Here is a 13,325-nt window from a genome sequence, read left to right on the forward strand (position 1 = left end):
TAGCCTGATCCTGTGCCCGACCGCCTGCATCGCGTCGCCGTCCTCGTGCTCGAGGGCGCGAAGCCTCTCGACGTCGGCATCCCCGCGCAGGTCTTCACCACGCGTGCGAGCATGCCGTACGAAGTGCGCGTATGCGGTGCGGCTCCGGGCCTCGTCACCGGAGGCGACGGCTTGTCGTACCATGTGGCGCACGGGCTCGGGGCGCTCGAGTGGGCCGACATCGTGTTCCTTCCCGGATATCGGCACCCCGACCGCGAGGATCCTCCGTCGGCTGTGGTGGAAGCGTTGCTCGCCGCGCACGCCCGCGGCGCCCGGCTCGCGGCGATCTCGACCGGCGCGTTCGCCCTGGCCGCGACCGGCCTCCTCGACGGCAAGCGCGCGACGACGCACTGGCACTACACCCGTGCGCTCGCCCAGCGGTACCCGCTGATCCGGGTGGACGAGAACGTCCTCTTCGTCGACGAGGGGGAGGTGCTCACGTCCGCCGGCGCGGCGAGCGGCATCGATCTCTGCCTGCACGTACTCCGCGGCGACCTCGGCATCGCGGCCGCCAACCACGCCGCCCGCCGGCTGGTGGCCGCGCCCTACCGCAGCGGAGGCCAGGCGCAGTACGTGCCGCGCAGCGTCCCCGAGCCGCTCGGCGAGCGGTTCGCCGCCGTCCGGGAGTGGGCGCTGCACCGGCTGGGTGAGCCGCTCTCGCTGGATCTCCTCGCGCAGCGCGCGGCCGTGTCGCCGCGCACGTTCTCGCGCCGCTTCGTGGAGGACACGGGCTACACCCCGATGCAGTGGGTCATGCGCGCCAGGATCGATGTCGCCAGGGAGCTGCTGGAGCGTTCCGAGCGGAGCGTCGAGCAGATCGCCGCCGACGTGGGACTCGGCACGGGCGCGAACCTGCGCCTGCATTTCCAGCGCATCCTGGGCACGACGCCCAGCGAGTACCGCCGCACGTTCGCCGGCACCGAAGACTGAGCCGCGCCGACCTTCGTCACGAATCGCAGCATCCGTGCCACGAATCGCGACATTCGTCACGAATCCCGAGATTCGTGCCACGAATCCTGACCTTCGTCACGAATGTCTCACACGGCTGGCCTCCGTAGGGGCATCGCATTCGTCACGAATCGCGACATTCGTGCCACGAATCGCGACATTCGTCACGAATCCCGACCTGGCGGGAATCTTGCGAACGGTGGCGTTCGCGCCGCTGGTGGGGGAGGACGCCAGGGCGGAGGCTGGACCCGATCGAAAGGATTCCCCCGCATGACCCGCATCGCCATCAACGGATTCGGCCGCATCGGCCGCAACGTGCTCCGCGCCCTCCTGGAGCGCGACAGCGACCTCGAGGTCGTCGCCGTCAACGACCTCACCGAGCCCGCCGCCCTCGCCAAACTGCTCGCGTTCGACTCCACCGCCGGCCGGCTCGGCCGCCCGGTCTCGGTCGACGGCGACGTGCTCGTGGTCGACGGCCGCCGCATCCGCGTGCTCGCCGAGCGTGAGCCGGCGCAGCTGCCGTGGGGCGAACTCGGTATCGACATCGTGCTCGAGTCCACCGGCCGCTTCACCTCCGCGACCGCCGCCCGCGCCCACCTGGAGGCCGGAGCCAAGAAGGTGCTCGTGAGCGCGCCCGCCGACGGAGCCGACGTGACCCTCGCCTTCGGCGTGAACACCGACGCCTACGACCCGGCCGTGCACACCATCGTCTCCAACGCCTCCTGCACGACGAACGCCCTTGCTCCGCTCGCGGCAGTGCTGGACGACCTCGCCGGCATCGAGCACGGCTTCATGACGACCGTGCACGCGTACACGCAGGAGCAGAATCTGCAGGACGGGCCGCACCGCGACCCGCGCCGCGCCCGCGCCGCCGCCGTCAACATCGTCCCCACCACCACCGGCGCCGCCAAGGCGATCGGCCTGGTGCTGCCGAACCTCGACGGCAAGCTGTCGGGCGACTCCATCCGCGTGCCCGTTCCGGTCGGCTCGATCGTCGAGCTGAACACCGTGGTGTCGCGCGACGTCACCCGCGACGAGGTCCTCGCGGCCTATCGCGCCGCCGCGGAAGGTGCGCTGGCCGGCGTCCTCGAGTACTCGGAGGACGCCCTGGTCTCGTCCGACATCACCGGCAACCCGGCGTCGTCGATCTTCGACTCCGAGCTCACCCGCGTCGACGGCCGCCACGTCAAGGTGGTCGCCTGGTACGACAACGAGTGGGGCTTCTCGAACCGCGTGGTCGACACGCTCGGCCTGCTGGCCGGCTGAGACCGACTGCCACGACGGGCCGCGCATCCTCGGGTGCGCGGCCCGTCTGCGCGTGCCGTCTGCGCGTGCCGAGCGTCCACTAGCGTGAGGGGATGACGACATCCGCCCCCGAGCCGGTCGCGCACGGCGTAGGCAGGGTGCGCGTCCCGATGCCGCCGGGCACCGGCCTCCCGTTCAGCAACGCCTACCTGATCGACGACGGTGACGGGCGCGTCCACGTGGTCGACCCCGGCTCCCCGACGGCGGAGGCGCGTGCGGTGCTGGAGGCCGCGATCGGCGACACCGAGGTGGGTTCGATCGTCATCACCCACCTCCACGCCGACCACGCCGGCGGCGCCGCCGCTCTGCGGGCCCGGACCGGCGCTCCGGTGCTGCTGCACGAGCGGGAGCGGGACGCGCTCGGTCGGATCGCGATCGGCGTCGTCCCGCCCGACCTCGAGGCTTGGGGCGTGCCGGAGGACCGCCGGCCCGAGCTCCTCGCCGCCGCCGTCGTCCCGACCGCGCCGGCCGCCACGCTCGCCGACCAGGTGGTGGAGGGCGCGCTGGGCGACGCGCAGCTGCTCGACATCCCCGGCCGCCGCGTGCGCGTGATCGGAACGCCCGGCCACACCGACGGCCACCTGTGCTTGCACGACGAGGAGGCCGACCTCCTCTTCACCGGCGATCACATCCTGCCGACGGTCAACTCCGGCCTCGGGCTCGGGGGCCCGACCGACACCAACCCGATCGCGGACTACCTCGCTTCCCTCGACCGCGCGGCGGAACTCGACACCGGGACCCTCCGGGCGCTCCCCGGCCACGAGGACCCGTTCACGGGCGTGCGGGAGCGCTGCGCGGCCCTCGCCGCGCACCACCTGCGTCGCACCGAGGAGGTCGCCGCGAGCAGCGGCGCCACAGTCTGGGAGGTCGCCTCCACGCTGACCTGGACGGGCGGCTGGGACGCCCTCGCCGGCTTCACCCTGCTGTCGGCGCTGCGGCAGACCGCCCAGCACCGCGAGCTCGTGAGCCGCCGGCGGGGACTCTGATCCGCCAGGGCGAACTCTGAGCCGCCGGCCCGAACTCTGAACCGTCGGGACGAACTCCAAGCCGTCAGCACGAACTCCGACCCGCCCCCCACGGACCCAGCGCGCTACAGCACCGTCTCCACACCCAGCGCGACCCGATCGCCCAGCCCGACGCCCTCGCGGCGGCGCACGTCGCCCTTGATCGCGACGACGTACGCCCCGTCTGCGCTCTCCGGGAACACCGACGTCGACCAGCGCGACCTGCCGAGCGTGACCATCACCTTGACCGAGCCGAACCCCGACGGCGGGCGCGGCTGCAGCCGGATCTCCTCCGACACGTCGTCGGGGAGCCGGGCGAACACCCAGAGATCGCGCCGGGCCTCCCACCGGAACAACTCCGTCTCGAACTCGTAACGCACACCGGCCATACGCCCAGCCTCCCACGGCCCGCCGACATCGCCGACATCGCCGACGTGCGCTCGCCGAGCCCCTGCCCCGGTGGCGACCGCGCGCGCTATCCTCGCAGCAACGTCAGGAGGTTCCAGTGCCCAACCGTCCCGGTTCCGTCACCTTCGTGGCCGTGCTCGCCTACATCAACGGCATCCTGAACATCATCGGCGGCGTCGTGACCCTCTTCACCCGCAACTCGATGGTGCCCTCGTCCGACGCCGGCGCGCTGGCCGGGATCACGACGTCGGCGATCCTGTCGATCATCCTCGGCATCGTGATCCTGATCGTCGCCCGCGGGTTGCTGAACGGCAGCCGGTTCGCGCGCGGTCTCGTGACCGTCGTCATGATCCTCAACGCGATCAGCGGTGTCATCCTGCTGTTCAGCCTGCAGTTCTTCAGCGGGATCCTCGAGATCCTGTGGGCGGTGGTCATGCTGGCGCTGCTCTACACGCGACGCGCGAACGCGTTCTTCGCCGCGCGTGCGTCCGGCTAGCCCCGATCGGTGAGAATGGTGGAGGCGCCGATGCCGGCGCCTCCACGACCGACCGAAAGGCTGTGGCCATGCGCTGGCCCGACTGGCTCAGGAAGCGCACCGTCAAGACGGTGCGCACGCGTCCCTTCGACGAGGACGCCCTGCCGGAACCTGCCGCGCCCACGCTCGACCAGACCGTCGAGGAGGGCATGCTGCTCGCGGAATACGCCACCCGCATGGCCGTCAAGAACCACATCGTGGTCGACACGCTGCAGTACGGCCACGACTTCGACCCCGCCCGGCACACCGGGGAGGCCGCGCACATGCTGCGCGAGCTCGCGTCGGAGCAGGGGGAGGCCGCCGGCCGGATCGAGGAGGACCTGGAGGCCGCCCAGGGCCTGCGCGGCGATGCGACGCACCCGCACGACTACCGCGACATCGATGTCGCCAACCTGAGGCTGCGCCGCGACGCGGCGGTCGCCCTCGCGACCGCGCTGCGCGCGAAGGCCGACTCCGAGGACGAGCTCCTCGCCCTGGTCGAGCGCGGCCGCGTCGACGCCTGGGACGAGGTCGGCCGCGCCATCGAGGCCGGGCTCGACGCGTTCTCGGGCGTGGAGGCGCTGCGCGCCGACTACGAGCGCGAGAAGCCCGCCCGCCTCAAGCTGCTGATCTGGCGCGACCTCGCGCGGCTCCAGGAGGAGCGCACGGGGTACTGAGAGGATGGCGCCTGTGCTGGCAGCGTTAGGGAGGATCTCGCGACGACGGCGCAGACTCGGCGGTGACTTCGACGAACCGGAGTCGAGCGACCGCGCACGGCGGCTGACCGCGCGCTGGAACGAGGTCTGGCCGGGCAGCGAGCCTGCCGGTCACCTGCTGCGCTACGCATACGCGGAACGCTGGGTGCGCTTCCACAGTCTGCCGGACGGCAAACGGTACGCGGAGACCACCGCCGAGTCCGACGCGATCCTCGACCGCCACCTCACCGTCCTGCGCGAGCTCCTGGCCTCGGAGGAGTCCTCCGCGCTCGTGCTGATCGCGCAGGAATGGGATCGTGCCGATCTGGCGGGCGGGTGGACGCGCACCGCACCGGTGGCGTGGTGGCCGTGGCGCACCCACACGGAGCCGGACGAGGACGGGCTCCCGTCGCTCACCACCTACTTCTGGGCGGCCGACGCCCGCACACCGACCGACCTCGCGCCGCTCCTGCGTCTCGTGGCGGACGACCGGGCACACCTCCTCGTGGCGCCGCCCTCCCTCGAATGGATCTATGCGCCCTACGACGGCGGAGCCGACATCGTCCTCGCCGACCGCTCACGTCGTGACGGCCTCGCTGCGGCGCACCCGGACTGGCTCTCGCCCCGCCCCGACGGCCTCTGATCAGCCCCGCAACCCCACCGGCGGCACCAGCATCCCGACCTCCGAGCGCACCCACCGTGCGCCGGTCCCGCGCTTCTCCTCGCGGGTCGCGAACCGGTACAGGTACATCCGCGCGCGGACCGAGCGGGGAGGCCGGCCGGCGAACGGGTCGAGGCGGAGGAGGCGCAGGGTGGGCCGGTCGGCCTCCAGCAGCCGCAGCAGGAACACCTCGAACCAGGGTGAGTCGCGCGAGCCGAGGGCGAGGAACCACATCAGCCAGTCGAGGCGCAGGTGGTACGGCGCGAACTGGCGGGGCAGCATCCGCACCTCGCCCGGCTTGCCTTTGAAGCCGTACTCGAGCCAGCGCGCTGCGGGATCGTGGGGGTCGTCCTCCGTTCCCTCGACCACCACCTCGAAGCGTTCCTTCGTCACGCTGCCGAAGGCGCCGTAGGCGTTGACCAGGTGCCAGCGGTTGAAGCTCGCGTTCATCAGCTGGCGGCGCCGGAACAGGTTGCGCAGCGGCCACCAGCTCAGCGCCACCAGGAGGGCGCTCGCGAGCAGGGCGACGGCGGCGTACCAGACCGGCACGTCAGGGGAGCCGATGCCGCCGGTCGGCGCCCCTCCCGTCAGCCACCGCCAGGCGCCGTCGCTCACCCCGGCGAACGCGAGCACGATCGTGATCCAGTTGAGCCACGCGAAGTTGCCCGTCGCCACCAACCAGAGCTGCGTCAGGATGATGACCGCCGCCGCGATGCTCGCGACCGGTTGCGGCAGGAACAGCAGCCAGGGCACGACCAGTTGCGCGAAGTGGTTGCCCAGCACCTCCACACGATGCCACCACTTCGGCAGGAGGTGCGCCGTGCGACTCAGCGGGTTCGGCATCGGCTGCGTCTCGTGGTGGTAGTACAGCGCCGTCAGGTCGCGCCAGGACCGGTCGCCGCGCATCTTGATCATCCCTGCGCCGAACTCCAGCCGGAACACCAGCCAGCGCACCAGGATGACGACCGTGATCGGGGGAGAGGTGTCCCACGCGCCGAGGAAGGCCACCGTGAAGCCCGCCTCGCAGATCAGGCTCTCCCAGCCGAACCCGTAGAAGGTCTGCCCGATGTTCACGATCGACAGGTACAGGAACCACACGATCAGGAACGCCGGGACGAACACGTACGACGGCGTCAGCTGCAGCACGCCGACGACGACGAGCGCCGAGAGCGCCGCCCCGGTCCAGGCGACCGCGCGCAGCAGGCGGTCGGAGTACCGCAGCCGGAACAGGGTCGGCTGGCGCCGGGCGTAGGCGTTCCGCAGGTACCGTGGCGCGGGCAGGAGGCCGTGCTCGCCCAGCAGCGCGGGGAACTGCGCCACCGCCGACAGGAACGCGACGACGTAGAGGGCCGCGACGCCGCGCTGCAGGATCTCGCGCGCGATCGTGTAGTCGGTGCCGGCCAGCCAGCCCAGCGCATCCATCGGTCATCACCTCGACGTGGTCGCGGTATGCCCGACAGCGTACGCCCGCCGACGGCCGGCGGGACCAGTGCGTCGGCCTACGCCGCGAGCTCGGCGTCGAACCGGATGGCGCGGTGGTCGGACGCTCCGGCGGGGAGCACGTCGACATGCTCCACCTCGAAGCCGGTGGAGGTCACGAAGTCGAAGTAGCCGGTGAAGAACTTGTAGCGCAGGTAGGTCGGCTCGTCGCTGCGGTTGAGGGTGTAGCCCGCCGTGGTGAGGTGACGCTCCAGCCCTCGGATGAACCACGGGTAGTTGAAGTCGCCCACCATGATGGCGGGCGTCTCGGGTGCGAGTGAGCGCATCCCTTCGTGGGCCGCGGCGATCTGCTTGCGCCGCAGCGAGTTGGAGGCCGTCAGCGGGGCGGCGTGGAACGACCCGACCAGCACGCGCTCGCCGGAGTCCTTGTCGCGCAGCAGCGCGGCCAGCAGCCGCTCGTTCGCGGGGGCGAGCACCCGGTCGTGGATCGACTTGTGCACCGCGAAGACCTGCGTGTCCAGCACCTCGTAGCGCTCGTCGCGCACGTAGACGGCGAGGCCGAGGCGATTGGCGCGCGTCGCGTCCGCGAGCTGGAGGTCGTGCAGGCGGGGTGCGAGCATCTCGCTGTCGCACTCCTGCAGGCAGAGTGCGTCGGCGTCGTACGTCTTGGCGATGTCCTCGAGCTCGTGACCGGCGGCGTGCTTGCGCAGGTTGTAGCTGATGATCCTCAGGGCCACCCACCTCCTTGCACTGTTCCGGGTCGTCCGCGGGCGGACATCGCTCATGACGGACATCGCTCATTCTGGCCCACTTCCCGGAGGGTCGAGCGCCGACCGCCCCCATCCCACACGGAATTCACACCCTGGTCATCACCCGTTGGACCGGTACGGTGGTCGCATGGCAGGCGATGCAGTCGTACTCACCGTCCCCGGTCCGCACGGCGATCGGGAGGTCCGCGTCTCGAGCCCTGGGCGGGTCCTGTACTCCGAGCTCGGCATCACCAAGCTCGACCTCGCGAACTACATCGTGGCGGTCGGCGACGCGTTCGTCCGCGCCAACGGCGACCGCCCGCTGTCGTTGCAACGGTTCCCCGAAGGGATCGACGGCGAGGAGTTCTTCTCCAAGAACCCGCCGCGCGGCACCCCCGACTTCGTGCGCTCGGTGCCGGTGGTCTACCCGAGCGGCCGCTCGCATCCGCAGCTCGTCATCGACGAGCCGGCGGCCGCGGTGTGGGCGGTGCAGATGAACACGATCGTCTTCCACCCGTGGCCGTCGCGCGCCGAGGACTCCGACAACCCCGACCAGCTGCGCATCGACCTCGACCCGCAGCCCGGCACCGGATTCGCCGACGCCGTGCCCGCCGCGGTCGAGCTGCGCGCGGTGCTCGCGGAGGTCGGGCTCGAGGCGTACATCAAGACCTCCGGCAACCGCGGCCTCCACGTGTTCGCGCCGATCGAGCCGGTTCGCGAGTTCCTCGACGTGCGGCACGCCGTGATCGCCGCGGCGCGCGAGCTGGAGCGCAGGATGCCGGACGCGGTGACCACCGCGTGGTGGAAGGAGGAGCGCGGCGAGAAGGTGTTCGTCGACTTCAACCAGGCCAATCGCGACCGCACGATGGCGGGCGCGTACAGCCCGCGCGCGCTGGCCCACGCCCCGGTGTCGACACCGGTCACCTGGGACGAGCTCCCGCAGGTCGACCCGCGCGACTTCACCGTGCTCACCGTTCCGCAGCGACTGAGCACTGTCGGCGACCCGTGGCACGACTTCGGCGAGCGGGCGGGCCGGATCGACGCGCTGCTGGACTGGTGGCAGCGCGATCTCGACAGCGGCCTCGGCGAGCTCCCCTTCCCTCCCGACTATCCCAAGATGCCCGGCGAGCCGCCCCGCGTGCAGCCCAGCCGGGCCAAGAAGCCCGAGTAGCAATCGCCTCCTCACTTTCTCCCGCGTATCGCCGGCGTGTTGCGGGAGGAAGTGAGGAACGGATTGCTGCAGACGGGCCGGTGCCGTCAGCTCAGGACGCCGGCGAGGTCGTACGCGATCGGGCGGTCGAGCTGGTCGTAGGTGCAGGAGGCCGGGTCGCGGTCGGGGCGCCAGCGCTCGAACTGCGCGGTGTGCCGGAAGCGCATGCCCTCCATCTGGTCGTATCGCACCTCCAGCACGCGCTCGGGCCACAGTCGCACGAACGACACGTCCTTGCTGGCGGAGAACCTGCTGCGGTCCGTCGCCCCCGTCACGGCCGCACCGCTCTCGTCGCGCTCGACCAGGGGCTCGAGCTCGTCCACGAGCTCCAGCCGCACCTTGTCGCTGAACGCCGAGACACCTCCGACGTTGCGGAGCACCCCGTCGTCGCCGTACAGGCCGACGAGCAGAGACCCGACGCCGCGTCCGCTGGTGTGCACGCGGTAGCCGAGCACGACCACGTCCGCCGTGCGGTGGTGCTTGATCTTGAGCAGGGTGCGCTTGTTCGGCGTGTACGGGCCGGCGAGCGGCTTGGCCACGACGCCGTCGAGCCCTGCGCCCTCGAACTCGACGAGCCACCTCCTGGCCAGGTCGACATCGGTCGTCGTCCGGGTGAGCTGCAGCGGTGCGGGGAGGTCGCCGGCGAACTCCTCCAGCGCCGCGCGCCGTTCGGCGAACGGCCGGTCGAGGTACGACTCGTCGCCGAGGCCGATCAGGTCGAACGCCACGAAAGTCGCCGGGGTCTGTTCGGAGAGCAGGTTCACCCGGCTGGCGGCGGGGTGGATGCGCTGCGAGAGCGCCTCCCAGTCCAGGCGCTGGCTGCCGGGCTCGCCGGTCGGCACGACGATCTCGCCGTCGAGGACGCACGGGGAGGGCAGGAGCTCGCGGAAGGCGTCGACCAGTTCGGGAAAGTAGCGCGTCAGCATCTTCGAGCCCCTGCTGCCGATCTGCACGTCGCCGATCGTGCCGTCGCCGGCGTCGGCGGCGTAGACGATGGCTCGGAAGCCGTCCCATTTGGGCTCGAAGCTCAGGCCGCCGGCCACGGCGTCCTGATCCGGTACCGCGGGGACGGCCTTGGCGAGCATGGGGGCGACGGGGGAGTCCGCGGTGGGAAGCATGTCTCGATCATGCCGTGCGAGCCCGGGCATCGGAAGGGCGCCCGAGCCGGTAATCCGCTGCACCCGACGGAGCATCCGGAAAAGGTTAGGTAAGGCTGACCTATACTCGTAGCGAGATGTACCGACCCGACCACGCCGCCCACACCGCCTCCACCGCGCACAACGACGACCGCGTCCAGTTCCTGGTCGTCGGCGACGAGACGTCGCTGACCGAGTTGGAGGCCGAGCTCGCGCTCCTTCCTCTGTGCGCGCGCGGGCGCGTCTTCGTGGAGGTCGAGGAGCCGTCCGAGATCGCCGCGCTCGCCGCGCCCATCCGGATGACCGTCACCTGGCTGGTGCGCTCGGCACGCTCCGGCCGGCCCGGCACCGCGGAGCGCTGCGGTCGCGGTGAAGCGGTGACGCGCGCCGTCCGGGCCTGGACCGCCGAGATGCTGTGCGACGGACCGGGCAACACGCGCGCGGTCGTCACCGGCTCCTGGGCGCTCACCACCGACGTGGGTGAGCACCTGGTCGAGGTCGTCGGAATGGCGCCGGACGCGGTCAGCCGGCTGTCAGGCTCTCGCTGATCGTCCACAGATCACGGCCGAGCTGGGCGTCCTTCGCCTGGCGCGCCGTGCGGCCGTTGGCCGTGAACCGGTCGAAGTAGGTTCCCGTCGGCGCTCCGACCATCGCGGGCCCGGCGAGCCGTTCCAAGGGTGCCGCCCCGGCCTCCGCCGTCACCCCGTAACGTCCTCCGGTCACCGCGTTGCCGAACCGGATCAGCGGAGAGCTCGCGCCGAAGCGGGTCGCCACCGTGCCGGGATGGAACGAGTACGCGCTCACGCCGGTGCCGGTGAGCTGCTCTCCGAGTTCGACGGCGAACAGGATCGTCGCGAGCTTCGACGTGCCGTACGCCCGCCACCCGCCACGCCAGGGCCGCCGCTCCCAGTTCAGATCGTCGAGGCGGAGCCGTCCGAATCGATTGGCCATGCTGGCGGTCGAGATCACTCGCACCTCCCGCCCGGCCGCCGCGGTCTCCACGAGCCGCGGCCGCAGGAGGCGTGTGAGCAGGAAGGGCGCGAGGTGGTTGAGCTGGATGGTCCGCTCATGGCCGTCGACCGTCAGCCGGCGGTCGTGGTACAGGCCGCCCGCGTTGTTGGCGAGCACGTCGATGCCGTCGTAGCGGTCGAGGAGGTCGGCCGCCAGCGCGCGCACGTCGTCGAGTCGTTCGAAGTCGGCGATGAACGCCGTCGCGCCGATCCGGTCGGCGACCGCACGGGTGCGCTCCGCGTCACGACCGACCACGGCCACGCGGTCGCCCGCTGCCGCCAGCCGTTCCGCCGCGACCGCGCCGATACCGGAGCTCGCCCCGGTGACGATGATCGTGCGCGCGGTGTGGGTCATCGGTAGCCGCCCTTCTCGAGGCCGGCCTCGATCTCGAAGCGATTGCGCAGCGGGTCGCGCCCGGCCAGCAGGTAGAGGAACGGGAACAGCATCCCGTAGCGCTGCCATTGCCGCTTGTGCACGACCTCGTGCTCGAGAACGTCGTCCGTCACGTTCTGGTCGGTCAGGTAGCAACCGCCGACGCACGATCCGCCGCGTCCGAACGTGCGCTTGGGCATGCCTCGGAACACGAAGAGCCCGGCGCGCCGTTCGACGCGTCCCGTGCTCCAGGCGAAGCCCCAGAGGAATCCGACCGTGGTCGCATAGAGGTAGCCGAGCCGGCTGATCGGCGAATCGAGGAAGAGGGAGGCGAGAGGGCCGTCTGCGCGCCGCTGGGTCGTCGTCACTTCTGGGGGCGTCCGTACGCTTCGAGGAGGCGCAGCCAGACCTCGCTGATCGTCGGGTACGACGGCACGGCGTGCCAGAGCCGGTCGAGCGGCACCTCGCCGACGACGGCGATCGTGGCCGAGTGCAGCAGCTCGCCGACGTCCTGGCCGACGAACGTCGCGCCGATCACGACCTTCCTGTCCTCGTCGACCACCATCCGGGCCGTCCCCGCGTAGTCGTCGGCCACCACGTACGCTCCGCTGACCGAGCCGATCGGGTAGTCGACCACCCGGATGCGGTACCCGGCCTTCTCCGCCTTCGCCGCGGTGAGCCCGACCGAGGCGACCTCCGGCTCGGTGAACGTGACCTGCGGGACGGCCTGATGGTCGGCGGTCGCGACGAAGGCGCCCCACGGGGCGAGCAACACCTCCGTGCCGCGAGCCCGCGCGGCGATGGCGTCGCCGGCGGCCCGTGCCTGGTACTTGCCCTGATGCGTGAGCAGAGCCCGGTGGTTCACGTCGCCGACGCCGTACAGCCAGCCGCCGTCGACCGGATCGCCGTGCGCGTCGAGCACGCGCATGCTGTCGTCGACGGTCAGCCAGGCGCCGTCCTCCAGACCGAAGGCGTCGAGACCGAGACCCGACGAACGCGGCAGCCGGCCGGCCGCCACCAGCAGCTCGTCCGTCTCGACGACGGTGCCGTCGCCCAGGTGGACGCGGAAGCCGTCGTCGACCGTCCGCTCGACGGACTCGGTCGTGACGTCGAGGTGCACGTGCGCGCCGAGCTCCCTCAGGGAGGCGGCGACCTGCTCGCCGGCGAACGGCTCCTCCGTTCCGAGGAGTCCGCTGCGCGCGATCAGGTGCACCTCGGTGCCGAATCCGGCGTACGCCGTCGCCATCTCGGTGCCGACCGTGCCGCCGCCCAGGATCGCCAGCGACACCGGCACCCGTTGCACGCTGGTGGCGTCTCGGCTCGTCCACGGCTCGCTCTCGCGGAGGCCGGGGATGTCGGGAAGCAGCGCTGCAGAGCCCGTGCACACGGCCACCGCGTGCCGGGCCGTGAGGACCGTGACCGTGCCGTCGTCCGCGGTCACCGTGACCTCCTTGGCCGCACTGATCGTGGCCCAGCCGCGCACCAGATCGATTCCGGCCCCGCGGAGCCACTCGACCTGGCCGTCGTCCTTCCAATCGCTGGTCATGTAGTCGCGGCGCCGCAGCACGGCGGCGACGTCGAGGGGGCCGGTGACGGCCTCCCGTGCCCCGCCCACCCGCTGCGCGGCGCGGAGGGCCGCGGAGGAGCGCAGCAGCGTCTTGGAGGGGATGCAGGCCCAATAGGAGCACTCGCCCCCGACGAGCTCGGCCTCCACGATCACGGTGCGCAGGCCGCCCTGGGCGGCCCGGTCGGCGACGTTCTCGCCGACCGCCCCCGCTCCGATCACGATGACGTCGTATTCGACTGCGGACATGTTTCGCTCCTGTCGTTCCG

15 protein-coding genes are annotated in these 13,325 nt (G+C 71.5%); 8 read left to right on the top strand and 7 right to left on the bottom strand.

All coding sequences use genetic code 11. The features are described from left to right. Positions 1-12: 12 nt before the first annotated feature. The 3 genes from KNO15_RS17420 to KNO15_RS17430 all read left to right on the top strand — a co-directional run bounded on the left by KNO15_RS17420 (position 13) and on the right by KNO15_RS17430 (position 3,278). A complete protein-coding gene (locus tag KNO15_RS17420; protein ID WP_241705068.1) occupies positions 13-969 on the top strand; it encodes a GlxA family transcriptional regulator in 957 nt (318 codons plus the stop codon). A gap of 288 nt (positions 970-1,257) precedes the next feature. Continuing rightward, positions 1,258-2,253 carry a type I glyceraldehyde-3-phosphate dehydrogenase gene (gene gap, locus KNO15_RS17425; RefSeq protein WP_241705069.1) on the top strand — a complete coding sequence of 332 codons (996 nt, stop codon included), beginning with the start codon at positions 1,258-1,260 and terminating at the stop codon, positions 2,251-2,253. A gap of 92 nt (positions 2,254-2,345) precedes the next feature. Further along, positions 2,346-3,278 carry an MBL fold metallo-hydrolase gene (locus tag KNO15_RS17430; RefSeq protein WP_241705070.1) on the top strand — a complete coding sequence of 311 codons (933 nt, stop codon included), beginning with the start codon at positions 2,346-2,348 and terminating at the stop codon, positions 3,276-3,278. Positions 3,279-3,382: 104 nt separating this feature from the next. Here the strand turns inward: KNO15_RS17430 and KNO15_RS17435 are convergent, their stop codons facing one another. Beyond that, positions 3,383-3,685, bottom strand: coding sequence for a DUF1905 domain-containing protein (locus KNO15_RS17435; RefSeq protein ID WP_241705071.1), 303 nt, complete (start codon positions 3,683-3,685; stop codon positions 3,383-3,385). 116 nt (positions 3,686-3,801) lie between these two features. On the opposite strand from KNO15_RS17435, the gene KNO15_RS17440 reads away from it, so the two are divergent. From KNO15_RS17440 to KNO15_RS17450, 3 genes are all read left to right on the top strand, one after another. Beyond that, on the top strand, positions 3,802-4,200 hold the full coding sequence (locus KNO15_RS17440) for a DUF7144 family membrane protein (protein ID WP_241705072.1): 399 nt from the start codon (positions 3,802-3,804) through the stop codon (positions 4,198-4,200). Between the two features lie 68 nt (positions 4,201-4,268). Next, positions 4,269-4,895 carry a hypothetical protein gene (locus tag KNO15_RS17445; RefSeq protein WP_241705073.1) on the top strand — a complete coding sequence of 209 codons (627 nt, stop codon included), beginning with the start codon at positions 4,269-4,271 and terminating at the stop codon, positions 4,893-4,895. Positions 4,896-4,908: 13 nt separating this feature from the next. Beyond that, positions 4,909-5,556, top strand: coding sequence for a DUF3885 domain-containing protein (locus KNO15_RS17450; RefSeq protein ID WP_241705074.1), 648 nt, complete (start codon positions 4,909-4,911; stop codon positions 5,554-5,556). Here KNO15_RS17450 and KNO15_RS17455 read toward each other — a convergent pair whose 3' ends face one another. Next, the gene (locus KNO15_RS17455; RefSeq protein WP_241705075.1) at positions 5,557-6,996 is read right to left on the bottom strand and encodes a lipase maturation factor family protein; all 1,440 of its coding nucleotides are present in this window, start codon (positions 6,994-6,996) and stop codon (positions 5,557-5,559) included. 77 nt (positions 6,997-7,073) lie between these two features. Further along, on the bottom strand, positions 7,074-7,751 hold the full coding sequence (locus KNO15_RS17460) for an endonuclease/exonuclease/phosphatase family protein (protein ID WP_241705076.1): 678 nt from the start codon (positions 7,749-7,751) through the stop codon (positions 7,074-7,076). A 160-nt stretch (positions 7,752-7,911) separates the two neighbouring features. Between KNO15_RS17460 and ligD the strand changes: the two genes are divergently transcribed. Next, positions 7,912-8,934, top strand: a complete 1,023-nt coding sequence (gene ligD, locus KNO15_RS17465) for a non-homologous end-joining DNA ligase (protein WP_241705077.1) — start codon at positions 7,912-7,914, stop codon at positions 8,932-8,934. A gap of 86 nt (positions 8,935-9,020) precedes the next feature. On the opposite strand, the gene KNO15_RS17470 is transcribed toward ligD, so the two are convergent. Beyond that, complete coding sequence (locus tag KNO15_RS17470; protein WP_241705078.1) at positions 9,021-10,091, bottom strand: ATP-dependent DNA ligase; 1,071 nt, start codon at positions 10,089-10,091, stop codon at positions 9,021-9,023. A gap of 116 nt (positions 10,092-10,207) precedes the next feature. On the opposite strand from KNO15_RS17470, the gene KNO15_RS17475 reads away from it, so the two are divergent. Beyond that, positions 10,208-10,657, top strand: coding sequence for an SIP domain-containing protein (locus tag KNO15_RS17475; protein ID WP_241705079.1), 450 nt, complete (start codon positions 10,208-10,210; stop codon positions 10,655-10,657). Here the strand turns inward: KNO15_RS17475 and KNO15_RS17480 are convergent. Genes KNO15_RS17480 through KNO15_RS17490 form a run of 3 tightly spaced genes read right to left on the bottom strand, consistent with a single transcriptional unit; the run spans position 10,632 to position 13,305 of the window. Beyond that, the gene (locus KNO15_RS17480) at positions 10,632-11,474 is read right to left on the bottom strand and encodes an SDR family NAD(P)-dependent oxidoreductase (protein WP_241705080.1); all 843 of its coding nucleotides are present in this window, start codon (positions 11,472-11,474) and stop codon (positions 10,632-10,634) included. The genes KNO15_RS17475 and KNO15_RS17480 overlap by 26 nt on opposite strands. Beyond that, positions 11,471-11,860 carry a Fe-S oxidoreductase gene (locus KNO15_RS17485; protein WP_241705081.1) on the bottom strand — a complete coding sequence of 130 codons (390 nt, stop codon included), beginning with the start codon at positions 11,858-11,860 and terminating at the stop codon, positions 11,471-11,473. The genes KNO15_RS17480 and KNO15_RS17485 overlap by 4 nt, the downstream gene beginning before the upstream one ends. Then, complete coding sequence (locus tag KNO15_RS17490; RefSeq protein WP_241705082.1) at positions 11,857-13,305, bottom strand: dihydrolipoyl dehydrogenase family protein; 1,449 nt, start codon at positions 13,303-13,305, stop codon at positions 11,857-11,859. The genes KNO15_RS17485 and KNO15_RS17490 overlap by 4 nt, the downstream gene beginning before the upstream one ends. Positions 13,306-13,325: the final 20 nt, after the last annotated feature.

Origin of the sequence: Leifsonia shinshuensis, from assembly GCF_022606355.1 — a bacterium.
In the GTDB taxonomy this organism is placed as follows: Bacteria; Actinomycetota; Actinomycetes; order Actinomycetales; family Microbacteriaceae; genus Leifsonia; species Leifsonia shinshuensis_B.

Excerpts from the sequence above, each read along its gene's own strand:
- gap (WP_241705069.1), top strand. The coding sequence starts at position 1,258 with ATGACCCGCATCGCCATCAACGGATTCGGCCGCATCGGCCGCAACGTG.
- KNO15_RS17430 (WP_241705070.1), top strand. The coding sequence starts at position 2,346 with ATGACGACATCCGCCCCCGAGCCGGTCGCGCACGGCGTAGGCAGGGTG.
- KNO15_RS17435 (WP_241705071.1), bottom strand. The coding sequence starts at position 3,685 with ATGGCCGGTGTGCGTTACGAGTTCGAGACGGAGTTGTTCCGGTGGGAG.
- KNO15_RS17445 (WP_241705073.1), top strand. The coding sequence starts at position 4,269 with ATGCGCTGGCCCGACTGGCTCAGGAAGCGCACCGTCAAGACGGTGCGC.
- KNO15_RS17455 (WP_241705075.1), bottom strand. The coding sequence starts at position 6,996 with ATGGATGCGCTGGGCTGGCTGGCCGGCACCGACTACACGATCGCGCGC.
- ligD (WP_241705077.1), top strand. The coding sequence starts at position 7,912 with ATGGCAGGCGATGCAGTCGTACTCACCGTCCCCGGTCCGCACGGCGAT.
- KNO15_RS17470 (WP_241705078.1), bottom strand. The coding sequence starts at position 10,091 with ATGCTTCCCACCGCGGACTCCCCCGTCGCCCCCATGCTCGCCAAGGCC.
- KNO15_RS17475 (WP_241705079.1), top strand. The coding sequence starts at position 10,208 with ATGTACCGACCCGACCACGCCGCCCACACCGCCTCCACCGCGCACAAC.
- KNO15_RS17480 (WP_241705080.1), bottom strand. The coding sequence starts at position 11,474 with ATGACCCACACCGCGCGCACGATCATCGTCACCGGGGCGAGCTCCGGT.
- KNO15_RS17490 (WP_241705082.1), bottom strand. The coding sequence starts at position 13,305 with ATGTCCGCAGTCGAATACGACGTCATCGTGATCGGAGCGGGGGCGGTC.